At 33.1% G+C, this 23,208-nt stretch carries 23 protein-coding genes; 17 read left to right on the forward strand and 6 right to left on the reverse strand.

Features of this window, described 5'->3' with window-relative positions; all coding sequences use genetic code 11:
* Nucleotides 1-10 precede the first annotated feature (10 nt).
* The 6 genes from IPK88_06750 to IPK88_06775 form a co-directional block, all read right to left on the reverse strand.
* On the reverse strand, nt 11-1,294 hold the full coding sequence (locus IPK88_06750; GenBank protein ID MBK8243104.1) for an NAD(P)/FAD-dependent oxidoreductase: 1,284 nt from the start codon (nt 1,292-1,294) through the stop codon (nt 11-13).
* A gap of 442 nt (nt 1,295-1,736) precedes the next feature.
* Entirely contained in the window at nt 1,737-2,957 is a 1,221-nt protein-coding gene (locus IPK88_06755) for a metal-dependent hydrolase (GenBank protein MBK8243105.1), read from the reverse strand.
* Between the two features lie 2 nt (nt 2,958-2,959).
* Complete coding sequence (locus tag IPK88_06760; GenBank protein MBK8243106.1) at nt 2,960-3,913, reverse strand: hypothetical protein; 954 nt, start codon at nt 3,911-3,913, stop codon at nt 2,960-2,962.
* Between the two features lie 6 nt (nt 3,914-3,919).
* A complete protein-coding gene (gene rnc / locus IPK88_06765; protein ID MBK8243107.1) occupies nt 3,920-4,675 on the reverse strand; it encodes a ribonuclease III in 756 nt (251 codons plus the stop codon).
* Nucleotides 4,669-5,910, reverse strand: coding sequence for a beta-ketoacyl-ACP synthase II (gene fabF / locus IPK88_06770; protein ID MBK8243108.1), 1,242 nt, complete (start codon nt 5,908-5,910; stop codon nt 4,669-4,671). The genes rnc and fabF overlap by 7 nt, the downstream gene beginning before the upstream one ends.
* Nucleotides 5,911-5,999: 89 nt before the next feature.
* The gene (locus IPK88_06775; GenBank protein ID MBK8243109.1) at nt 6,000-6,236 is read right to left on the reverse strand and encodes an acyl carrier protein; all 237 of its coding nucleotides are present in this window, start codon (nt 6,234-6,236) and stop codon (nt 6,000-6,002) included.
* Nucleotides 6,237-6,387: 151 nt separating this feature from the next.
* Here IPK88_06775 and pyk point away from each other — a divergent pair, with 151 nt between their 5' ends.
* The 17 genes from pyk to IPK88_06860 all read left to right on the forward strand — a co-directional run bounded on the left by pyk (nt 6,388) and on the right by IPK88_06860 (nt 23,208).
* Complete coding sequence (gene pyk, locus IPK88_06780) at nt 6,388-7,812, forward strand: pyruvate kinase (protein ID MBK8243110.1); 1,425 nt, start codon at nt 6,388-6,390, stop codon at nt 7,810-7,812.
* Nucleotides 7,813-7,943: 131 nt separating this feature from the next.
* The gene (locus tag IPK88_06785; GenBank protein MBK8243111.1) at nt 7,944-9,629 is read left to right on the forward strand and encodes a hypothetical protein; all 1,686 of its coding nucleotides are present in this window, start codon (nt 7,944-7,946) and stop codon (nt 9,627-9,629) included.
* Nucleotides 9,626-10,399, forward strand: a complete 774-nt coding sequence (locus tag IPK88_06790) for a DUF4292 domain-containing protein (protein ID MBK8243112.1) — start codon at nt 9,626-9,628, stop codon at nt 10,397-10,399. The genes IPK88_06785 and IPK88_06790 overlap by 4 nt, the downstream gene beginning before the upstream one ends.
* The gene (locus IPK88_06795) at nt 10,392-11,546 is read left to right on the forward strand and encodes a peptidoglycan DD-metalloendopeptidase family protein (protein MBK8243113.1); all 1,155 of its coding nucleotides are present in this window, start codon (nt 10,392-10,394) and stop codon (nt 11,544-11,546) included. The genes IPK88_06790 and IPK88_06795 overlap by 8 nt, the downstream gene beginning before the upstream one ends.
* Before the next feature lie 257 nt (nt 11,547-11,803).
* Complete coding sequence (locus IPK88_06800; GenBank protein ID MBK8243114.1) at nt 11,804-12,193, forward strand: NADH-quinone oxidoreductase subunit A; 390 nt, start codon at nt 11,804-11,806, stop codon at nt 12,191-12,193.
* 34 nt (nt 12,194-12,227) lie between these two features.
* Entirely contained in the window at nt 12,228-12,773 is a 546-nt protein-coding gene (locus IPK88_06805; GenBank protein ID MBK8243115.1) for an NADH-quinone oxidoreductase subunit B, read from the forward strand.
* A complete protein-coding gene (locus IPK88_06810; GenBank protein ID MBK8243116.1) occupies nt 12,774-13,280 on the forward strand; it encodes an NADH-quinone oxidoreductase subunit C in 507 nt (168 codons plus the stop codon).
* Nucleotides 13,281-13,289: 9 nt separating this feature from the next.
* Nucleotides 13,290-14,516, forward strand: coding sequence for an NADH-quinone oxidoreductase subunit D (locus IPK88_06815; GenBank protein ID MBK8243117.1), 1,227 nt, complete (start codon nt 13,290-13,292; stop codon nt 14,514-14,516).
* A 42-nt stretch (nt 14,517-14,558) separates the two neighbouring features.
* Nucleotides 14,559-15,062, forward strand: coding sequence for an NAD(P)H-dependent oxidoreductase subunit E (locus tag IPK88_06820; protein ID MBK8243118.1), 504 nt, complete (start codon nt 14,559-14,561; stop codon nt 15,060-15,062).
* Between the two features lie 2 nt (nt 15,063-15,064).
* Nucleotides 15,065-16,402: an NADH-quinone oxidoreductase subunit NuoF gene (gene nuoF, locus IPK88_06825; protein ID MBK8243119.1), complete on the forward strand. Its 1,338-nt coding sequence runs from the start codon at nt 15,065-15,067 to the stop codon at nt 16,400-16,402.
* A gap of 81 nt (nt 16,403-16,483) precedes the next feature.
* Nucleotides 16,484-17,452 carry a (2Fe-2S)-binding protein gene (locus tag IPK88_06830; protein MBK8243120.1) on the forward strand — a complete coding sequence of 323 codons (969 nt, stop codon included), beginning with the start codon at nt 16,484-16,486 and terminating at the stop codon, nt 17,450-17,452.
* Entirely contained in the window at nt 17,449-18,471 is a 1,023-nt protein-coding gene (gene nuoH, locus IPK88_06835; GenBank protein ID MBK8243121.1) for an NADH-quinone oxidoreductase subunit NuoH, read from the forward strand. The genes IPK88_06830 and nuoH overlap by 4 nt, the downstream gene beginning before the upstream one ends.
* A gap of 53 nt (nt 18,472-18,524) precedes the next feature.
* Entirely contained in the window at nt 18,525-18,986 is a 462-nt protein-coding gene (locus tag IPK88_06840) for an NADH-quinone oxidoreductase subunit I (GenBank protein ID MBK8243122.1), read from the forward strand.
* Nucleotides 18,983-19,483, forward strand: a complete 501-nt coding sequence (locus tag IPK88_06845; GenBank protein ID MBK8243123.1) for an NADH-quinone oxidoreductase subunit J — start codon at nt 18,983-18,985, stop codon at nt 19,481-19,483. The genes IPK88_06840 and IPK88_06845 overlap by 4 nt, the downstream gene beginning before the upstream one ends.
* A 20-nt stretch (nt 19,484-19,503) precedes the next feature.
* Complete coding sequence (gene nuoK, locus IPK88_06850) at nt 19,504-19,833, forward strand: NADH-quinone oxidoreductase subunit NuoK (protein ID MBK8243124.1); 330 nt, start codon at nt 19,504-19,506, stop codon at nt 19,831-19,833.
* A gap of 34 nt (nt 19,834-19,867) precedes the next feature.
* Complete coding sequence (gene nuoL, locus IPK88_06855) at nt 19,868-21,745, forward strand: NADH-quinone oxidoreductase subunit L (protein ID MBK8243125.1); 1,878 nt, start codon at nt 19,868-19,870, stop codon at nt 21,743-21,745.
* Between the two features lie 11 nt (nt 21,746-21,756).
* Entirely contained in the window at nt 21,757-23,208 is a 1,452-nt protein-coding gene (locus tag IPK88_06860; protein MBK8243126.1) for an NADH-quinone oxidoreductase subunit M, read from the forward strand.

Genomic DNA, 23,208 nt, shown 5'->3' on the forward strand with positions numbered 1-23,208 from the left:
AGAATTGAGCTTAATCTAAATTATGGGTTTCCTTTTTAGGTGTTATCAGTAAACGTAAAGCTTGGTCATAAAATAAATATCCCCATATCCAATTCAGCATGACAATCAATTTGTTTTTAACACCTATTAAATAATATATATGTACAAAAAGCCACATGATCCAGGCTACAAATCCACTAAAGTGATATTTTCTAAAATCGACAACGGCTTTATGCCTTCCTACTGTTGCCATGTTACCTTTATCGAAATATTTAAAACCAATTGCTTTAGAACCTTTTGATATTAAATGTGCTGCTAACCAATTTGCTTGTTGAAGTGCACCAGGAGCTACTTGAGGATGACCTTCAGGATAATCTTCAGTTTTCATGCAAGCAATATCGCCAATGGCGTAAATATTTGTATCTCCAACGACCTGACAAAATTGATTGACCTCAATTCTTCCACCAATTGTTATGCTTTCAGATGGAATTCCAGGAATAGTCGCAGCCACAACACCAGCTGCCCAAATTACTTTATTTGCTTTGAGAATTTCACCATTTTGTAAATACACTAAGCCATCATCTATTTTTTGAACACGTTGGGATAAATGTAAATGAACACCTAGATGAATTAAATATTGCTTTGCTTTTTCAGAAGAAGGAGCAGACATATTTGCAAGCAATCGATCAGGACTACTCACTAAATGAATATTCATCTGTGATGAATCCAAATCTGGGTAATCTTTAGGTAAAATATGTAATTTCATTTCTGCTAAGGCACCAGCCAATTCTACTCCAGTAGGTCCACCGCCCACAATAACAATATCTAAAAGTGGAGATATGTCAGTGCCAGCAAATGACATTACAGCCGTCTCTAAATCTCGAAGTATACAGTTTCTTAAAAATAATGATTCAGCTACTGACTTAAGTGGAATTGTATTTTTTTCAAAATTTTTGTTATCATAATAATTTGTTTTAGCCCCCATCGCTAATACTAAAATATCATATCGAATAACTCCCATACTCGATTCAATTTGTTTTTGCGCCGGGATAATTCTGCTCACCTCAGCAACTCTAACAAAAAAATCTTTTTCATTTTGAAAACTTCTCCGCAACGGAAAACAGATAGAACTGGGCTCTAAACCAGACATGGCAACTTGATAATAAAGCGGTTGAAATTGATGATAATTATTCCTATCTAACAAAACAATTTGAAATCCTTTTCCTGATAGTTTTTTTGCCAAACAAAATCCAGCAAAACCAGCTCCAACAATAACGATTCTTGGATCAGAACTTTCAGGAATATTTAATGGCATACAGAGTAATCATTAAAGGATTAAAGAAGAACAAGTAATATGAATAATGGTTTTAGTAATTAGTGAACAATAATTAATAACCCCAAAAAAGCTTAATTAAAGTAGACGGTCATTTATAGATTTCGTTTACAATTCAATGAATGTTCAACTAGATTAATGTTAAAAAATTTTGAAATTTTTTAGGAGCATTACAACATGAAACCTTATTAAATATTAAAAGTGATATTTTAAGATTTAATTGAAGATTTTAGAATTGTTCCTATATGCAGATTGAATAAGTATTTGACAATAGTTGATAATTAAAGAAATATTTTAAGATTATTAATTGAAAAAATAGCCTAAAAAAAACAATGAACTCCAATGAATTATTTTCAACAAATTAATAATTGGGTATTAAAATAAACCTAATATTATTTTTACAAATTATTTCTTGATTTAATTTTTAATATCCTTTGATTCTGTTCCAAAATTGTATTAATTCGGCTCTGGATTGAACCGGTCTATCTCGTTCTGAACTTACTTGTATTTCATTACCTTTTTTGACTAAATTAAAGTGAAAAATATAATCTTTTGGTCGATCAAAACGAAATGAAAATGTACCATAACGCAAGTCATTATACTGTATTTTATCATTACCCATATCCATAGCATTATAATAATCAGCACTGAACCAAGTTAGTATTTGAAGGCTTTTTTGTTGAATATAAGGAGCTAATAATTTTTTATTCTGATCTATTCTGTATATCGAATCTATTTTAGCTTCTTTGTCAAAAATAGAATAATAACCGCAATAATAACTAGTATCTTTTTTAGCAATCGCAAACCATAAGATGTTATTTAAAATGGTTGGACAAGACATTGATTTGTCAACTTGGATCTGTTGTTTTTCCAGGCTCATTTTCATAACTTGGTCTACATGATTTTTAGTAATTAATGTACCCATCATATATGCTGAGCTAACACAAATTCCAATCCAGTTAATTTGAGAACGTCTTCGATCGGATTTATCAAAAAGTCCACAAGCAATTACTGTTCCCAAAAAAGGAAGTGTATAGATTGGATCCAGAATGGCGATGTTGGAAATAGCAACTCTATAATTTGAGAAGGGCCAAAAAAGTTGAGTTCCAAAGGTGGTTAATGCATCTAATAGTGGATGTGTTACAATAGATAAAAAAAACAGTCCCGTCCATTCAAAATAACTTGCCGATGGAGCATCTTGATTTTTACATACATAATTATTGTATATCGTCTTTATTAGAAAGAATAATCCAATAATCAATAATATAGGAACAAAAATTCCATTCCATTGAACCAGATAAATGACCAAAAATGAAAGAATCCCAGCAATAGCAATAAACAAAAGAGAAGCTAATACAAAACTAATTTTCTTGTAATAGGGATTGTTATAAATTCCAGATTTATAAAATTTTAGTACCAACCAGGATAAAAGAAAAGGCATTAAACCAGCAAACAGTAAGGAATGCATTGGTCCTCTGTGGAAGGCTAGTGAATCCAATTCTCCCATAAAAAAATTGGCCATCACATCTAAATCTGGAATAGTTCCAGCAACAGCACCCCAAACAAGGGCCTTATTTCCAATTTTTTTTCCAAGAACTGCTTCTCCACAGGCAGCCCCTAAAACCATTTGAGTAATTGAATCCACAATTAAATTTTAATCATTAAATTATCGCTATAAACACTCAATATATGGAATTGGTTGTTATTGAATTCTCCTAGAAAAAGCGTATTTGGATTGGATGACCATGCCAACAAAGACCAAAGAGAATCTCCATGTGTTTTTAATGGTAATAGATCCTTGTTATCGTCCATTAAATACCAAACATGATTCAATTCAATAATTGAACAATGACTTAATATACAGGGTACCATTTTTAACCATGGATTTAGTGAAATTGCATAATTGTACTGAGTCAAGAAAGTAGAGATCGTATACCGAGGATAAGGTAAATTTTCGGTTATTGTATGAAAGGTTTCTGGAATTTCTGTAACTCTTAAAGGAACAGTTCCAGGATAGAAATGTACATCACCAAGATACATTTTTCCCATTATGAATGAACGGAGTTTAGTAAATTTATTAACTTGAAAATCTAATAGTAAAGCAAACTTTTTATATTGGATGCCATAAAACCAATTTCTTGCAATCTGGATATGTTCTTCCTTTTCATTTATTGTACCTAAATAAACCCATTGATCAGTTATTGGAATCGAGTGACTTTTAATATCCGTTTTTTTAATAGGTACGCCAACAAAACTCAATAGGTCTTCTTGCTTATTAGCATCCCAGATCTCAAATTTTTTAAAAGATTGACATAACAAATATAGTTCACCCATTTCTTGCGCTACAACATCTATCCAATCACTTTCATGTATTATTTTTTCCGGAAGAATGCGAATTTTACGCGCTATGGCGGGTAATCCGTAATCAACCATACGCGTAGAAATTTCAATTAAACGATGTTGATCCTTTTGTAAAACATCAAACCCTTGTTTAAATAATTGGATAATCCATTCTTCTATAATGAGCATTCCCTCATTAATTTTTTTAATTCTCTGTGGATTGTATCTAGTTTGATTTGATGGTTTATCCTGCAGATTCATAAGAAACTACTCTGGTGGGGTAATACCTAATTGAGTTATAGCAATTTCTGATGCAACCTGTTCTGCGTTTTTTTTATTAAAATCTTCTGCTGTTGCTATTTCAATTCCATTAATAAAAACACCAATTTTAAATCGGTCTCTTTTATCTGTTTTGAATTTAGAAATAACTCTAAAATCAATTTCTTTGGTATTTTTTTGACACCACTCTAATAGTTGGCTTTTAAAATTATCATCATACAATTCCAGATGATTCATATCAACATATTTGCGAACTATTTCTTTTAAGAGATAATTTCTGGTAAAGTCAAAACCTTTTTCTAAATAAATTGCACCAATTAAAGCCTCCAATGCATTTCCAAGCATGGATTGGGAAATAGCTGTTTGATTAAATTCCATCATTAGGTGGTCAAGTCCCATTTTTTCAGCTAAATAGTTAAGCATTTTACGCTTTACTATTTTAGACCTCATTTTAGTCAAAAATCCTTCATTGGCACTTGGATATTTTTTAAACAGATATTCAGCGATTACAAAACTGAGCAGGGCATCACCTAAGTATTCAAGTCTTTCATTGGATTGAAAAATACTGGTTTTTTCATTTCCCTGATTATTGATGGTAGATTTGTGATAGAAAGCAACTTTAAAGAGATGTAAATTGGAAGGAGTAAAGCCTAGAACATGATGTAAACGCTGAACAAAAAATTTATCTTTCGAAAAAAATTTATGGTTTGCTTTTTTAAATAGTCTAAAAATGGGTCCTAACATCTTTTAAATATCACTGAACTATTATGACCACCAAATCCAAAAGTGTTACTGATAAAAGCATTAATCACTTTTTCTTGAGCCTCATTGAAAGTAAAATTAAGTTTTGGGTCAAGTGCCGGATCATCAGTAACATGATTAATTGTAGGAGGGACAAAATGATGATTCATTCCCAATATTCCTGCAATACTCTCAATAGCTCCTGCTGCTCCTAATAAGTGACCAGTCATGGATTTGGTTGAGCTAATATTTAATTTATAAACATCTTCACCAAAAACATGCTGAATGGCCTTTACTTCTGCAATATCTCCCAAAGGAGTAGATGTACCATGTGTATTGATATAGTCTATTTGATCCGGATTCATATTAGCTTCCTCAAGTGCTAATTCCATTGCAGCTTTTGCTCCAATGCCATCAGGGTGAGGAGCAGTAATATGGTATGCGTCTGCAGAAAGGCCGGTTCCAACAATTTCTGCATAGATTTTAGCACCCCTTGCTTTAGCATGTTCATATTCTTCTAAAATTAGAGCTCCGGCACCTTCTCCTAATACAAAACCGTCCCGATCTCGATCATATGGTCTTGAAGCAGTAGAAAAATCATCATTCCTTTCAGAAAGTGCTTTCATAGAACTAAATCCACCTACACCAGCACGGGTTATAGCGGCCTCTGATCCCCCCGTTAATATAAGATTTGCTTTGCCGTACTTAATATAGTCATAAGCATTAGAAATGGCATGACTAGACGAAGCACAGGCTGAAACGGTGCCATAATTAATGCCCATCAAACCGTATTTTATAGAAATATGGCCAGGAGCAATATCGGATATTAACTTTGGAATTAGAAACGGACTATATCTGGGAGGACCAGTTAGTAATGCAGCCTCTGAAATATCAGTTTCTAAGGTATAAAAACCACCAATCCCACTTCCCCAAATAACCCCAAATTTCATGCGATTCACTTTTTCTAACTCAATTCCGGAATCTTTCATCGCTTCTTCGGCTACAACTAAAGCGTATTGAGCAAAAGGATCTAGCTTTCTGGCTTCTTTACGATCTAAGAAATCTTCAGGATTAAAGTTTTTAAGTTCACAAGCAAATCGGGTTTTAAATAAAGAAGCATCGAATCTAGTAATGAGTCCTGCACCTGAAATACCATGCTGCAAGCCATTTAAGAAATCTTGCTGATTATTGCCAATCGGTGATAAAACACCAATACCTGTAACAACTACACGTCTCATGAACCTAATTTATATAACAAAAAATACCATTGAATGTAATTCAATAGTCAAATTTTGATAAAGATACTCCTTTTTTGTAAAAACAGAGCCTATTTGCAATTAGCTTCCAGATATTCTATGGCATTTCCCACAGTCTGGATCTTTTCAGCTTGATCATCTGGAATAGAAGTATCGAATTCTTTTTCAAATTCCATAATGAGTTCTACCGTATCCAAAGAATCAGCTCCAAGGTCGTTAACAAAGCTAGCTTCATTAGTGACTTCAGCTTCTTCTACCCCAAGCTTATCGATGATAATTTTTTTAACTCTTTCTGCGATTGTTGACATTTTTAACTTTTTAATTTAAATAGTTGCGCAAAATAACGGAATACCAAACAGATTTTTAGTTTTTTTATTTGGATTATTTTTACGCATTGTCTAAACAATTGACAGAGGTTCAAATGTTCCTTCTTTTAAGTATATTTTTAATTTTTTTATTATGATGCATCTAAATACCAAAATAGTGGCTACTGTAGGGCCTTCTTGTTCAAGTTTTGAGGCTTTAAGAGACCTTGCTTTGGAGGGTGTTTCGGTCTTTAGGCTTAATTTTTCCCATGGAACACACGAAGATCATGCTAAAATTATAGATCATATATGTCAAATAAATAATCAATATGAAGTCCATATTGGGATTATGGCTGACCTTCAAGGGCCTAAATTAAGGATCGGTCAAATGCATGATAATGGACTTTTGGTCGCCCCAGGAGACATTTTAACCTTTAAAGATGAAAAATGTATAGGGACTAAGGAGCAGATCTATATGAGTTATGATTATTTTGCCAGAGATGTAAGACCCGGTGAAAAAATCCTGATTGATGACGGAAAACTGGTCTTTGAGGTGGTAGATACCAATAATACAGATACCGTTCACCTCAAATGCTTATATGGAGGAATTTTATCTTCAAATAAAGGAGTTAATTTACCCGACACTGAAGTTAGCCTTCCCTGTCTAACAGAAAAGGACTTAATGGACTTAGATTTTATTTTAACCAAACCAGTGAATTGGATCGCATTATCTTTTGTCAGAAAACCAGAAGATGTTGAAGATTTACAAAGTAGGATTGAAAAAGCAGGCCATTATGCTAAAGTTATAGCAAAGATTGAAAAACCTGAGGCCATTAAAAATATTGACAAAATTATTAAGGTTAGTAATGCCATTATGGTTGCCAGAGGGGACTTAGGAGTTGAAATGCCTATTGAAAAATTGCCTACGATCCAGAAAATGATCATAAATAAATGCATCCAAAGAGCTAGACCTGTCATTGTGGCTACCCAGTTAATGGACAGTATGATTAACAATCCCAGTCCGACCAGAGCAGAAGTAACGGATGTGGCTAATGCGGTATTAGACGGGACTGATGCAGTAATGCTCAGTGCTGAAACTTCGGTTGGAAAACATCCTGTAATCGTAGTGAAAGCTATGAACAAGATCATAGCCGAAGCTGAAGATCACTATAGTTTCCAAACCAGGAGGCCTAATTCCTCAGATAAATCATCAACCTTTATCAATGATGTAGTTTGTTTTAATGCCGCCAAAACTGCTGAGGATATTGGTGCAAAAGCGATCATTGGACTAACCATATCCGGTTATACAGCATTTAAAACTTCATCTTATAGACCTAATTGTCCAATATACATGTTTTCAAGCGCAGCTCATATGCTTGGAACATTAAATTTAGTATGGGGTGTTCATTGTTATTTTTATGATAAAATGAGCTCTACGGATGAAACAGTAGAAGATTTGGTTCAAATACTTAAATTCTATGGAAAACTTTTTCCTGGAGATCTGGTCGTTAATACCGGTAGTATGCCAATTGATAAGAAGCTCAGAACGAACATGTTAAAAGTTACTGAGGTGGAATAAAATGAATTCAAGGTTTAAGCGTTCCTATGTATAGAAAATTGGATATAAGATCTTAAGTTAAATGGTAATCCAAATATTTGAGAACAAGTAACATTTTTGATTTATTATTGTAAGTTTATAATTTGATAAAATTGAAACAAAAATACCGTTTTACTTTTTTTTTACTATGTTGCTTATTTTCAAGCACTTGGGTAATTATTTTAGCACAGACAACGGATAAAGAATTACAATTTCAATCCTCGCTTATTGATGCATTGAAAGAAGAAAAAATTGGAAATCCTGAAAAAGCTATTGCCATATTAGAAAAATTAAAATTTGAACCAGAAGTTAAAGCAATTTCTAATTATTATTTATCAAGGTTATACCAATTCAAAGGAAGACATGAAGATGCACTTTTTGCAATTAACGAATGCATCAGGGCCGATGGTTCCAATAAATGGTTTAGGATTTATCAAGTCAATTTATTGGAAAAATTGGGTAGATATGATCAAGTGGCCAGTGCCTATGAACAATTAATTGATCTTGAATCAAATAATTACGCTTTCTATGAAAATGCATCACTGAATTTTTTAAAGGCTGATAATATAGATCAAGCTTTACGTATAATGGAATTGGCACAATCCAAGTTTGGGATATTGCCATCAATAGCTTTAAAAAAAGCAGAATTATTTAGACTGAAGAAAAAGAATAAAAAGGCTATTGAAGTTTTAGAAGCCTCGATAAAAGATTACCCAACCCATGAAGAATTATATATAACCTTACTTGAATTTTATAAAGAAGAAAAAAGTGTAGACGAAATAAAAGCGGTTGAACAAAAATTAAAAAAAATAAACCCTTATAGTCCTTATTTTAATGTGAATCATGAAGATGAGCCTTCTCAAATGGATTTATCATCATTAGATGGATTAGTTGCCAATCCAAATATCGGAATTGATCAAAAAATTAAAAAGATTATACCTTTCCTAAATGAACTAGCCATTTCAAAAAATGCTAATCTGTTCAATTCTTTGAAATCAATCTCCCAGAATTTAATTTTAGCCTACCCACATGAAGTTAAAAGTTGGACCTTAGCTGCAGATGTTTGCTTTCATGGAAATCAAATTTCGGAGGCTATATCAAATTATAAAACAGCTGTTGAAATAGGAAATGTTCCATTTGGCGTTTGGGATAATTTGCTTTTTTGCCTAACCCACAACAATCAATGGATATCTTTATTCAAATATGCTAATCTAGCATTAGATCAATTTCCAAACCAAAGTTATCCATATTATGCATTAGCCACATCTAATCTACATCTACAACAATACGATGATGCAATATCCAATGTAAATCAAGTATTGGTAATGAATAAAAACAATACCAATATGAGGAGAGCGGCAATAATACTACAAGCTCAAATTTATGAAGCTCTTGGAGATTTAAAAAACAGTAACCTAAAATGGACTCAAGCCATGGAGATCATTCCTAACGATTTAAGTATCATTGAATACTGCACTTCTTCCAAAACGAATAAAGAATTGGTATCCAAAGAAATTTTACAAAAAGCCTTTGAGACCAAGCAAATGCCTGAATACATTAAACATTATAAGTTAGCTCAGATTAATTATAATATGAAGGACTATTTGATGGCTAAAGATAACATATTACTATCTTTAGGGAATACTTTAGCACATATCCCAGAAATATTAGAATTAGCCGCACAAATTGATTTGAACTTAAATCAAAAAGATCAAGCCTTAAAATATTTGCAGGAAGCTGAATCATTAAGTGAACAAAAAGATTATTACAAAAAGTTGATTCAAAAATTGGAAGGATGATAGGGAGTTTTAACTTTTATACCGTTTTTGGATTTTGTTCTCTCTTATTACTTTTTGGGTGTCATAGACAAAAAAGTTTGGTGACCAAGGAACATATCCCTATGTTAACATTGGATTCAATGATTTCTATTATTCAAAAGAATCAAATTTTTAATGACTTTACAGCTAAGGGAAGACTCAATTATTCAGATGCAGAAAATCATCAGGAAGTTCAACTTACCCTTCAATGTCAAAGTGATCGGGGCATAGTAATTGGTGTAAGGAAATTGGGTTTTGAAATAGCGAGAATTTTGTTAAAAAAAGACAGTGTCACATGGATTGATAGATTTAATCAAACCTGGAGTTGCCAAGCCCTTCAGACATGGTTAGATAAGTATCATTTACCGGTGGATTATTATTTTATACAAGATCTTTTAATTAGTGGAATTTATTTATCAGATTATTTACATTATAATTTAGTGGTGAATCCTAATGAATACTTATTACATGGAACTTCTGAATTATTTAGTATTAATAATGAATTGGAGCGTAAAACGTATATACCTAGAAAAACGAAAATGATTCTTGAAGATAGAAAAGTCAATATAAGTATTATCCAAACATTGTTGTTAGAACAAAAAAATATTCCAAGTCATCTTTCATTTGATGTGACCGATCCAAAATCCGGAGATATTAAAATTGACATTCAATGGAAAGAATTATCATTGAAGCCAATTGAAAAGCTAAAATTTGAAATTCCAAGTCATTATAGCGAAGTTGTATATGAATAGAATCTGTTTTTATTTACCAATGCTGTTAAAAAGCTGTGGCTTTTTATTTTTGTTTATTGGTTTAACCGGACTCATAGTACCTATTCAAAAAAATGAACGTATTGAAGTATTAAAAAAACAAATTCAACAAGTTGAATCTATATTAGAACAATCAAACCAAGAAAAAAAGGAATTCATTAAAACCGCACAGCTCATACAAACACAAATTCAAAATAGGAATGAATTGGTTAAGGAAATGAGTACAGAGTTGGCTAATTATACAAAGAATTTATTGAACCTTCAAAATTCAAATGCTTTGCAAATTAATCAACTTAAATCCTATAAAGAAGCTTATTTTAAAACGCTAAGAGATAAATGGAAATTTAAGTTAAGTAATCCTTCTCAAATAGATTTATTTTCAACGGGTAATTTGGATCCTAGTAATCTTAAATGGATTTGGATTAATCAATTGGAACGACAAAAAAAACTTCAATATGAAGTCTTATACCAATCCCAAAAGGCATTGATTGAAAAACAAAATGAGTATGCTTCTAAAATTAATGAGCACAAATTACTTATAGAAAATCAGACCAAAGAATTTACAAAACTAGATGAAGATCTAGAACATCAGAAAATGCTGGTCTTAGAAATTCAAAAAAAACAAGCTCAATGGATAACAGAGCTAAACGTTTATAAAAAAGAAAAGGCACAATTGGATATAGCCGTCTCGAATGCTATTGACCTTTCTACTAAAACGCCATCTTATGTTAACCATCCAATTGGTGATCAAAAATGGAGATTTCCATTAAAAAATGGTGTTATTACTTCCCGCTTTGGTACCCAAAAGGATAAAATAAATAAGGGTATTTTGATTCAAAATAACGGTATTGATATTCAATCCCAAAATTCATTTGTTTCTGTAGTCCAACCCGCCGAAGTCATTCAAATTCGTCAACTTCCAAATGGAAGCTATATGGTATTAACCAGAAATGATAACCACTATCTAGTGTATTCCAATTTAGATAAAGTTTTAGTAAAACAAGGAGAATGGTTAGAATCAGGAAATAACCTCGGAGAATGTAAACAGGTAGCGAATGGTTCACATGAGCTTCATTTTGAAATATGGAAAGGGAAAAAAGTACTCGACCCTGCAAAGTTTATTCAATAAATAGCCCCAAACAATTCATTTGTGGATAGAAGTAATTTTTGATTTTTTGGCCAATGAGAATTAAAATCTTTTATTCTTTCATCATAATGTATATAAATTCTATAGTTTAGAGAGTGTTTGAAACAATTCTCTTAAAGCTATTATTGAGGTACATATACTTATTTAAGGTTTTTACAAAGTTTTACAAAAATAGAGCCTCTTTTCTAGGGCAAATCTTATGGAACAATCCTTATATTTGCGCTGCTTAAAGCACAAAAATGAATTCAAGTTCAATCCCTTACGATTATTTGCCTATAATCATACAGTTTCTAGTAGCTCTTGGTTTTGTAGTACTTGTATTAGTTGGAACCCATTTATTGGGTCCTAAGGCCAGTGGAAAAAGGCATGATGCATCTTTTGAATGTGGCCTGGATAGCATCGGTAATGCAAGAAATCCCTTTTCGGTAAAGTATTTCATGACAGCTATCTTATTTGTCCTATTTGATGTTGAAGTTATTTTTTTGTATCCATGGGCAGTTAATTTTAAGAAATTAGGCATGTTTGGGTATATTGAGATCATTATTTTTTTAAGTTTTTTAATGGCTGGATTTTATTATGTAATCAGAAAAGGGGTACTTAATTGGCAACAACGAGAAACTCAAGAGTAGCTGATAAACCTTTTTAAACCATCAATTTCCATCAATGAGTACTAAAATAACCATAACTGAAGCGCCACCAGGAGAAGAAGGACCAGGATTTTTTGCTACATCTTTGGATCATGTAGTTGGATTGGCAAGAAAGAACAGTATTTGGCCCTTACCTTTTGCCACTTCTTGCTGTGGTATTGAGTTTATGTCTACTATGGCGTCTCATTACGATTTAGCTCGATTTGGCTCTGAGCGTATGAGTTTTACGCCTCGTCAAGCAGATCTATTGATGGTTATGGGTACCATTGCAAAAAAAATGGGTCCAGTTTTACGTCAGGTTTATGAACAAATGGCAGAACCAAGATGGGTTATTGCTGTAGGTGCGTGTGCTTCTAGTGGTGGAATATTTGATACTTATAGTGTTTTGCAAGGTATTGACCGGATTATTCCTGTAGATGTTTATGTTCCTGGATGTCCACCAAGACCTGAACAAATTATTGATGGGGTTATGCGGATTCAAGATTTAATAGGTAAAGAGAGTGTTCGTAGGCGCAATTCTGACGAATACAAACATTTGATGGAACAATATATGATTAAATAGATGGAAGGAATATCGAATCTTGAAATTCAGGAATTCCTGCAAAAAAATTTTGGCGAGAGTATCCTATCTATGGAAGAATCTTTTGGTCTGTTGGCCATAGAAGTCCATATCAATCATATCTATAAGGTTGTTAGCTATTTATATAAAGATGAAACCATGAAGTTTCAATTTTTAACAGATTTATGTGGCGTCCATTATCCTGATTCAACGAATCGAGAGCTTGGGGTAGTTTACCACCTGCAGAGTATGACCCTAAATAAGCGACTTAAGCTTAAAGTGTTTGTTCCAGTTGAAAAACCTGAAGTGCCTACTTTGACGGGTATTTATGGATCAGCGAACTGGATGGAGCGAGAGACCTTTGATTTTTTTGGAATTAGATTTCTTGGTCACCCAAATTTGAAACGTATTTTAAATATGGACGAAATGGTGGATTTTCCAATGAGAAAAGAATTTCCTCTAGAGGATCCTACAAGAGATGACAAAGCAGATTTTCAATTTGGAAGATAGATATAAACGATGAAGACTAATCTTGAATTTTTAGCAGACATACATAATCCTGAGACTTCTAACATTCCATATAGTACGTTAAACTTAGGCCCCACCCACCCAGCTACTCATGGCATCTTTCAAAATGTGCTTAAAATGGATGGCGAAAAAATCATTAGTGGCGAACAAACCATAGGATATATACATAGGGCTTTTGAAAAAATAGCGGAAAGGAGACCCTTGTATCAAATCACACCACTTACCGATCGTCTAAACTATTGTTCCGCACCTATAAATAATACAGGTTGGTATCTTACAACAGAAAAACTGCTTGGCCTCAAAGTGCCAAAAAGAGTAGACTATATGAGGGTAATGGTCATGGAATTAGCCCGAATAGCTGACCACATAATTTGTAATAGTATTTTAGGTGTTGATACAGGAGCATTGACAGGATTTACCTATGTATATCAATACCGGGAAAAAATATATGAAATATACGAGGAGATATGTGGCGCTAGACTTACCACCTTTATGGGCCGAATTGGTGGTTTCGAAAGAGATTTTAGCCCTAAAGTATTTGCTTTAACTAAGCAATTATTGATAGATTTTCCACCAGTCTGGAGAGAGTTCGAATCTCTATTGTCAAGAAACAGAATATTCATGGATAGAACCATAAATACAGGTGCGATTTCTGTCGATAGAGCATTAAATTATGGTTTTACAGGTCCTAATTTAAGGGCAACTGGAATTGATTATGATATCAGAACTGCAGAACCGTATTGTTCTTATGAAGATTTTAAATTTGATGTTCCTGTAGGTACTACAGGTGACACATATGATCGATTTGTAGTTAGGAATGAAGAAATATGGCAAAGTCTCAGCATCATTGAGCAAGCGATGAAGAAGATTGAAGAATTGGGGCCGGGAGTTTATCATGCTGACAACGATCACTATTATTTGCCGCCAAAACAAGAAGTTTATAAAAATATGGAAGCTCTAATCTATCATTTCAAGATAGTTATGGGCGAAATTGATGCTCCAGATGGAGAAGTGTATCAAGCTGTAGAAGGCGCAAATGGAGAATTGGGTTATTATTTAATCAGTGATGGAGGTAGAAGCCCTTACAGATTGCATTTTAGACGACCTTGTTTTATTTATTATCAGGCCTATCCTGAAATGGTTCAAGGTCAATATTTGTCAGATGCTATTGTTGTAATGAGTAGTTTAAATGTTATAGCCGGAGAACTTGATGCCTAAAAAAATGAAAGAATTAATAAATTGTAAAGCAGAAATTTAGAAATGAGCGAAGAATTTGAATTTTCTATAAAGGCGAAATCAAATATTGCTGAAATCATAAAGCGATATCCTGAGGGGCGGCAAAAATCAGCACTTTTACCATTATTGCATTTAGCACAAGAAGAAAATGGTGGGTGGTTGTCCGTTTCTGCTATGGATAAAGTAGCGGCTGAACTGGAGATATTACCTATAGAAGTGTATGAAGTTGCGAGTTTTTATAGTATGTATCATTTAAAAAAAATGGGCAAATACGTACTTGAAGTATGTAGAACAGGTCCATGTTGTAATGTCGGTGCTGAAGAATTAATTCACTATATGGAAGAAAAACTTGGAGTTGCATGTGGAGAAACCACTGCAGATGGATTATTCACAATTAAACCTGTGGAATGTTTAGCAGCTTGCGGTTCAGGGCCGGTTCTTCAAATTGGACCAGATTATCATTATCGGGAACATTTGACCAAGGAAAAGATTGATCTAATGATTGCCGAATTAAAAGCAAAAGGATAAACATGGGTAAGAAAATATTACTTGAACATATTGATGTACCTGGAATCAATACCTTGGAGGTATATCGTCAAAAAGGAGGATATGAATCCGTACGAAAAGCATTGAAGGAAATGACTCCCGATGCAATTGTTGAGGAAGTCAAGAAATCAGGGCTACGTGGTCGTGGTGGGGCAGGATTTCCAACAGGTATGAAATGGTCTTTTTTAGATAAAAAATCAGATAAACCTCGCTATTTAGTTTGCAATGCTGACGAATCTGAACCTGGTACGTTTAAAGACAGGTATTTGATGCAGCACATTCCTCATTCACTGATTGAAGGAATGATAACTTCTTCCTACGCATTAGGTGCAAAGACTTCTTATATATATGTACGCGGAGAAATGATGGAAGTCATTAGAATTCTTGAAAAAGCAATTTCAGAAGCTTATTCTGCTGGATTTTTAGGTAAAAATATTTTGGGGTCGGACTATTCATTGGATTTATATGTGCACCCGGGAGGTGGAGCATATATCTGTGGTGAAGAGACTGCACTATTAGAATCCTTGGAAGGGGAAAGGGGCAATCCGCGTAACAAGCCTCCTTTTCCAGCAGTATGGGGATTATATGGATGCCCAACAGTTGTTAACAATGTAGAAACTATTGCAAATATACCTTGGATCGTTAATCATGGCGGAGATGCTTACGCTGCTATAGGCATTGGAAAAAGTACTGGAACTAAATTAATTTCTGCTTGTGGTAATATAAATAAACCAGGAGTCTATGAATTAGAATTGGGCATTCCAGTTGAAGAATTTATTTATAGTGATCAATATTGTGGAGGAATTGCAAATGGTAAAAAATTAAAAGCAGTTGTCGCAGGAGGAAGCTCTGTTCCAATATTACCAGCAGCGTTAATTTTAAAAACGGCTCAAGGGGAACCTAGATTAATGACTTACGAGTCGTTGTCAGAAGGTGGATTTATAACTGGCACTATGCTTGGCTCAGGAGGGTTTATTGTTTATGATGAAGATCAATGCATCGTACGGAATACCTGGAATTTTTCAAGATTTTATCATCATGAAAGTTGTGGTCAATGTAGCCCTTGTAGAGAAGGTACTGGTTGGCTTGAAAAGGTACTTCACAAAGTAGAATATGGTCATGGTAAATTGACTGATATGGATTTATTAGTTGATATTGCTGGTAAGATCGAGGGAAAAACGATATGCCCATTGGGTGAAGCTGCTGCATGGCCAGTTGCTTCAGCAATTCGACATTTTAGAGCAGAATTTGAAGAACATGTTAAACATCCCGAGTCCTGTTGTAAGATGCATTTACATTACGAAATGATTGGAAATCATTAAAATGACAGAATAAATTAAATATATTATTTGACAAATGTGAAATTTTTGCAAGTAAATAGCTAACAAGCAAATAGATAAAAGATGAGTGATTTATTAAAGGTAACCATAGATGGCAAAAGTATCGAAGTTCCACAAGGAACTACGATTCTTCAAGCAGCCCGATTAATTGGGGATAAATATCCTCCGGCCATGTGTTATTATTCGAGTATAAAAAACACTGGAGGAAAGTGCCGAGTTTGTTTGGTTAAAGTTACCCAAGGATCAGAAGCCAATCCCCGACCCATGCCGAAACTAGTTGCCTCATGTTTAACAAAAGTAGAGCATGGAATGGTTGTCGAGAATGAAGCTTCAAAAGAAGTCATTGACGCCAGAAATGGTATTGTTGAATTTTTATTGATAAATCATCCTTTGGATTGTCCTATTTGTGATCAGGCCGGAGAATGTGATCTTCAGAATTTATCTTTTGAAAATGGGAAAGGTGAAACAAGATATGAAGAAGAGAGAAGGAAATTTGAAAAAATAGACATTGGACCCAATGTCCAATTGCATATGACCCGATGCATATTGTGCTATCGTTGTGTTTATGCAGCTGAGCAACTAACTAATCAAAGAGTACATGGTGTAATTAATAGAGGCGATGTCTCAGAAATAAGTACCTATATACAACAATCTATAGAAAATGATTTTTCTGGAAATATTATAGATGTTTGTCCTGTTGGAGCTTTGACAGATAAGTCTTATCGTTTTAAACAAAGAGTTTGGTTTTCTAAACCTTATGATGCCCACAGGGAATGTCCTACATGTAGTGGAAAGACAGTTGTATGGAAGAAGGGAGAAGATGTCATTAGGGTTACTGCGAGAAAAAATAAATTTGGAGAAGTAGAAGAATTTATTTGTAATAGTTGTCGATTCGAACATAAATCAGTGAAAGATTGGGTTATTGAAGGACCTCGTAATATGGGGGATGATTCTGTAATCTCAGCAAATAAGTATGAATTACCAGTGGTTTCGCCCGCTGTTTTAGTGGACGCAAAATTTGTTTCAGAATGAGTAGTATCATCTTGTTTAAATTAATTTTTATTTTAGTGATATTCGGTGTTTCACTTTTTATTGCAATGTATGCGACCTATATGGAACGTAAAGTTGCTGCTTTTTTACAAGATCGAATTGGTCCCAATCGCGCAGGTCCATTTGGTCTTCTGCAACCATTAGCTGATGGAGGTAAATTATTTTTTAAAGAAGAATTTATTCCTCTAAAATCAGACCGATGGTTATTTTTAATGGGTCCTGGATTTTTTATGGTAACGGCTTTAATGACTAGTGCTGTGATACCATTTGGTCCTGATTTTATGTACAATAATGAAATGGTATCATTACAAGCTACAGATTTGAATGTAGGTCTATTATATATTTTTGGTGTCGTTTCGTTAGGCGTATACGGTGTGTTGGTTGGAGGTTGGGCATCAAATAATAAATTCTCTTTGTTGGGCGCAATTAGAGCGGCATCACAAAATATAAGTTATGAATTGGCAATGGGCCTTTCCATTATAGCTTTGGTAATGATGACTTCTTCCTTGTCATTAAGAGAAATTGTTAATCAACAACAAGGAGGAAATTGGAATGTATTGTATCAACCGCTTGGTTTTTTAATTTTCCTCATATGTGCATTTGCTGAAACGAACCGAGCGCCTTTTGATTTACCTGAATGTGAGACAGAATTAGTAGGTGGATATCATACTGAATATTCTTCAATGAAGTTAGGCTTTTTCTTGTTCGCCGAATACATTAATATGTTTATTAGTAGTGCTATTTTAGCTACTTTGTATTTTGGCGGGTATCATTTTCCATTTGTAAGTCAAATGGAACCCGGAATGCTAAAGGTTATTTTAAGTGTAATTGTCCTTTTTGGTAAAATCTTTTTCTTTATCTTTTTCTTTATGTGGGTAAGGTGGACATTACCAAGATTTAGATATGATCAATTAATGAATTTGGGTTGGAAAGTATTAATCCCTTTAGCCGTAATTAATATATTACTTACGGGAGGTGTAATATTATTTAAAAGTATGTAATTATGGGAGTATATCAATTGACAAATAGACGAAAGGTAATGCAACGTATTCCAATGAATTTTTGGGAACGGATCTATTTGCCTGCTATTATAAAAGGTATGACAATTACAATAAGTCATCTTTTTAAAAGAAAAGTGACCTACCAATATCCTGAACAAAAACGTCCAATGAGTGATGTATTTAGAGGATTACACATCTTGAAACGCGACGATGAAGGTAAGGAACGGTGTACAGCTTGTGGATTGTGTGCACTTGCATGTCCTGCTGAAGCAATAACCATGACTGCCGCAGAACGTACTTCTAGTGAATTACACTTGTATAGAGAAGAGAAATATGCTGCAGTATATGAGATAAATATGTTGAGGTGTATATTTTGTGGATTATGTGAAGAAGCATGTCCAAAGGCTGCAATTTTTTTACAAAACGACAAAATGGCTCAGGCGAGTTATGAAAGAAGCGATTTTATTTTTGGTAAAGATCGATTAGTTGAACCATTTCTTCAATCTAAATCATGATAGACAAGATTTTTTATATTTTATCAGCTTTGACTATAATCTGTGCAACCTTGGTTGTGGTATCAAGGCATCCAATAAAAAGTGTACTTTTTTTAGTAGCTACATTTTTTTTAATTTCAGCGCATTACATTTTATTGAATGCCCAATTTTTAGCATTGGTCAATATTGTTGTTTATGCCGGAGCAATTATGGTGTTGTTTTTATTTGTGATCATGTTTCTTAATTTGAATAAAGAGATTGAAATTTATAAGAACTATGTTCCTTGGTTTGCTGCACTAATATCTGGTGGATGTTTATTTTTAGTGGTCATTTCAGCACTTGAAAAAACACAACTGAAAGAAGTTGATCTCAATGGGAATTTTAATTTGGGATTGGTTGAAAATTTAGGTGAAGTATTGTATCGCGATTATTTATTGCCAATGGAATTAAGTGCTGTATTATTTTTTATAGCAATGGTTGGTGTAGTATTATTAAATAGAAAGGAAATTCAAGAATAAGTATTCAAAAAAATAAAATAATGAATCATATACCTTCAATTATACAAACAATACCATTAACACATTATATTATTTTAAGTACCATGTTATTTGTAGTTGGTCTGGTTGGTGTGATGGTCCGTAAAAATATAATTATTGTATTTATGTGTATTGAGATTATGCTAAATGCAGTCAACTTAATGTTTGTAGCTGCATCGATATATTATAGTAATACAGCAGGTCAAATTATGGTATTTTTTACTATGGCAGTTGCAGCAGCTGAAGTATCTGTTGGATTAGCTATAATTGTAATGGTATATAAAAATTTAAAAACAACTAATATTGACATGTTTAACCGTTTAAAAGGTTAAATAAACAATATTATACAATTAGAATAAAATAGAAATGGATCCAAATTTTATCATACCGCTGATTATATGGCCACCACTTATTGGATTTTTAATAAATGGTATATTCGGTACGCTAATCAATAAGCGCATAGTAACGTTTATTGCTATAGTAATGCCATTATTGAGTTTAGTTGGAACTTTTTTAGCTTACACTTATTTTGATAATCCATATAATTATAAATTGTATCAGTGGTTTGATATAGAAAAAGAACTCTATGTCAATTTTGGGTTTTATATAGATCATTTGACCATTATCATGTTATTTATAATAACAGGTGTTGGAACTTTAATCCATGTTTATTCTGGAGGATATATGCATGATGATAAAGGTTTTGCAAGGTTCATGTCTTATATGAATTTATTTTTATTTGCAATGATTTTATTAGTTACTGCATCTAATATCATGATATTATTTGTGGGTTGGGAAGGTGTTGGTTTATGTTCCTTTTTATTGATAGGTTTTTGGTTTAAAAATGTGGATTATAACAAAGCTGCTCGAAAAGCTTTTGTTATGAATAGGATTGGTGATTTAGGATTTTTAATTGGGGTATTTTTAATTGCATTTACTTTTGATACTTTAGATATACAATCTATACTTTTTAAATTAGCAGAGACTAAAATTAATGACCCAAACATTATTTTGATTACTATTTGTTTGTTCATTGGTGCAGTAGGAAAATCAGCTCAGATTCCTTTATTTACGTGGTTGCCCGATGCCATGGCGGGTCCAACACCTGTGTCGGCATTAATTCATGCCGCAACTATGGTTACTGCCGGAATTTATTTAATCAGTAGAATGCATGGTTTATTTGAGTTGGTTCCTTTAACTAATACAATCATTTCAAGCATTGGATTAGCTACAGCTTTAGTTGCAGCAACTATAGCGTTAAAACAGAATGATATCAAGAAAGTATTGGCTTATTCTACAGTAAGTCAATTGGGTTATATGGTTGTTGCATTAGGATGTGGTGCATATATTACAGCCATCTTTCATGTAATGACACATGCATTTTTCAAAGCATTGCTGTTCTTAAGTGCAGGAAGTGTAATTCATGGATTACATGGTGAACAAGATATTCAAAATATGGGGGGGCTACGGTCTAAAATGAAATGGACGCACCTTGTTTTTTTAATTGGAACTTTGGCTATTGTAGGATGTCCACCATTAGCTGGATTCTTTTCAAAAGATGAAATATTGGCGAAAGCTTATAGTTCTAATTTTTGGTTATTTTTTGGTTTAGCCTGCGCATCAGTATGTACAGCGTGGTATATGTTTAGAATTTATTTTGCAACCTTTTTTGGGTCATTCAGAGGAAGTGAGCAAAAATGGGAAAAGGTGCATGAATCACCTGCAATTATGTTAGTTCCGCTTTTTGTATTGGCATTATTTTCTATAATAGGGGGCTTTTTCGGTATGCCAGAAATTATGCATCAAACACATTTCATAGGTTCATATTTATCGACCGTAATCAAAGAACCTAAGCATGAAATTTCACATTTTTTTGAATATAGTCTTTGGGCAACAACAATATTAGTGTTAGCAATAATTTCATGGATTACTTATAAACGATACGGGAATGCTACAGAACAGACTTTTAATAAAATTCCTAATAGTATAGGTTTGTTTTTGAGTAAGAAATATTATTTAGATGAAATTTATGATTTCATTATTGTACGACCATTGAAATTTATCGGTACTTGGTTTAAAGATGTATTTGAGTTCAAGTTTGTACGAAGGGTTGTGTATTCACCAGGTTTCATTCTCAATCAAGGTAGTGTAGGTTTAAAGTCGTTTCAATCCGGTAATATCAGTTGGTATATAATAAGTATGATTATTGGATTGATCGCATTTTTTCTTCTTTTTTTGAAATAAATTATTGAACTATGTATTCCGTATTAATTCTAATTTTAATTCCTCTGATCAGTTCAATTCTAGCATTTGTTTCAAGTAAAAAATGGGCTGGGATTATTGCAGTTGGTGCAAGTTTAATCAGTCTATTTTATTTTTTGATTCTTATTAGTGGTTTCAATGCTATGCACGAGATGACTAATAATGATAGCTTTAAATGGATACCGGGAACAAGTATTACTTTCCATGTGGGAATGGATGCATCAAGCATTATAATGAGTTTATTAACTTTATTGGTAATACCACTAAGTTTAATTGCAACATTTACAAAGAAGGAGGAAAAAAAATCATCCTATTATGGATTGATGTTATTGACATTGTCAGCGCTTTTAGGCTTTTTTAGTGCGCAGAATCCATTGACGTTTTATTTGTTTTTTGAAATTACCTTGATTCCTATTTATTTCATTGTTTTAATGTATGGAGGTGTAGAAAGAAAGAAGGCGGTATTTGAGTTTTTTATTTATACCGTTTTTGGTAGTTTGATCATGTTAGGAGGTCTAATTTTTATGCATTATAAATTAGGAGCAAATCAGATTTTGGATTGGTCTAATTTATATTATTTCACATTTGATTTAAACACTCAATATTGGATTTTTGCCGCGCTGTTTATTGCATTTGCCATTAAATCACCACTTTTTCCGTTTCATAGTTGGCAAGTAAAACTCTATTCACAAGCAGATCGCCAAACAATGATGGTTATTGCAGGTATTTTGTCAAAAATGGGTGTATATGGTTTATTGAGATTTAATTTTGTTTTTCCTGATGCGCTTCAACAATTAAGTCCATATCTAATCCCGTTATGTATTTTTGGAGTAATTTATGGGGCATTGATTGCATGGAGACAAACAGATATAACCAAATTGCTAGCATACTCATCATTATCGCATCTTGGTCTAATTACAGCAGCTATATTAAGTAATGATATTACAGCTCAACAAGGAAGTTTATTCCAAATGTTTTCTCATGGATTGGTTGCTGCAGCATTATTTTTTGTTGCCGATGTTTTAATACAAAGAACAGACGAACAATCAATAATGGCAAGTTCAGGATTAGCTAAAGATAACCCAAGAATTGCAGTTTATTTTTTCATTATTGTTTTAGCATCAATAGGACTTCCTATGACGAGTGGGTTTGTAGGTGAATTTTATATGTTGTGGGGGATGACAAAAGTTAATATTTGGTATGGCGTACTTGGTGGATTGACCATAATATTAAGTGCTATATACATGCTGAGGTTTTATCAAAAATCAATGTTTGGTGAAGCTATTGGAAATAATAAGATTAGTTTACCATTGAGATTGAATGAAGAATATGTTTTTATTATAGTTGTAATACTTGTTATTTCATTGGGTGTTTTTCCTAAAACCTGGATTGATCTATCAAAGTTTGCAGTAAGCCAATTTATTAACGTAAAAAGTAATCAATAA

This window comes from Candidatus Defluviibacterium haderslevense, from assembly GCA_016712225.1.
Classification (GTDB): Bacteria; Bacteroidota; Bacteroidia; order Chitinophagales; family Saprospiraceae; genus Vicinibacter; species Vicinibacter haderslevensis.

Bases quoted from the DNA above. Each gene is read 5' to 3' on its own strand.
- IPK88_06750 (MBK8243104.1), bottom strand. From the start codon at position 1,294: ATGCCATTAAATATTCCTGAAAGTTCTGATCCAAGAATCGTTATTGTT.
- IPK88_06760 (MBK8243106.1), bottom strand. From the start codon at position 3,913: ATGAATCTGCAGGATAAACCATCAAATCAAACTAGATACAATCCACAG.
- rnc (MBK8243107.1), bottom strand. From the start codon at position 4,675: ATGTTAGGACCCATTTTTAGACTATTTAAAAAAGCAAACCATAAATTT.
- fabF (MBK8243108.1), bottom strand. From the start codon at position 5,910: ATGAGACGTGTAGTTGTTACAGGTATTGGTGTTTTATCACCGATTGGC.
- IPK88_06775 (MBK8243109.1), bottom strand. From the start codon at position 6,236: ATGTCAACAATCGCAGAAAGAGTTAAAAAAATTATCATCGATAAGCTT.
- pyk (MBK8243110.1), top strand. From the start codon at position 6,388: ATGATGCATCTAAATACCAAAATAGTGGCTACTGTAGGGCCTTCTTGT.
- IPK88_06790 (MBK8243112.1), top strand. From the start codon at position 9,626: ATGATAGGGAGTTTTAACTTTTATACCGTTTTTGGATTTTGTTCTCTC.
- IPK88_06795 (MBK8243113.1), top strand. From the start codon at position 10,392: ATGAATAGAATCTGTTTTTATTTACCAATGCTGTTAAAAAGCTGTGGC.
- IPK88_06800 (MBK8243114.1), top strand. From the start codon at position 11,804: ATGAATTCAAGTTCAATCCCTTACGATTATTTGCCTATAATCATACAG.
- IPK88_06805 (MBK8243115.1), top strand. From the start codon at position 12,228: ATGAGTACTAAAATAACCATAACTGAAGCGCCACCAGGAGAAGAAGGA.
- IPK88_06810 (MBK8243116.1), top strand. From the start codon at position 12,774: ATGGAAGGAATATCGAATCTTGAAATTCAGGAATTCCTGCAAAAAAAT.
- IPK88_06815 (MBK8243117.1), top strand. From the start codon at position 13,290: ATGAAGACTAATCTTGAATTTTTAGCAGACATACATAATCCTGAGACT.
- IPK88_06820 (MBK8243118.1), top strand. From the start codon at position 14,559: ATGAGCGAAGAATTTGAATTTTCTATAAAGGCGAAATCAAATATTGCT.
- nuoF (MBK8243119.1), top strand. From the start codon at position 15,065: ATGGGTAAGAAAATATTACTTGAACATATTGATGTACCTGGAATCAAT.
- IPK88_06830 (MBK8243120.1), top strand. From the start codon at position 16,484: ATGAGTGATTTATTAAAGGTAACCATAGATGGCAAAAGTATCGAAGTT.
- nuoH (MBK8243121.1), top strand. From the start codon at position 17,449: ATGAGTAGTATCATCTTGTTTAAATTAATTTTTATTTTAGTGATATTC.
- IPK88_06840 (MBK8243122.1), top strand. From the start codon at position 18,525: ATGAATTTTTGGGAACGGATCTATTTGCCTGCTATTATAAAAGGTATG.
- IPK88_06845 (MBK8243123.1), top strand. From the start codon at position 18,983: ATGATAGACAAGATTTTTTATATTTTATCAGCTTTGACTATAATCTGT.
- nuoK (MBK8243124.1), top strand. From the start codon at position 19,504: ATGAATCATATACCTTCAATTATACAAACAATACCATTAACACATTAT.
- nuoL (MBK8243125.1), top strand. From the start codon at position 19,868: ATGGATCCAAATTTTATCATACCGCTGATTATATGGCCACCACTTATT.
- IPK88_06860 (MBK8243126.1), top strand. From the start codon at position 21,757: ATGTATTCCGTATTAATTCTAATTTTAATTCCTCTGATCAGTTCAATT.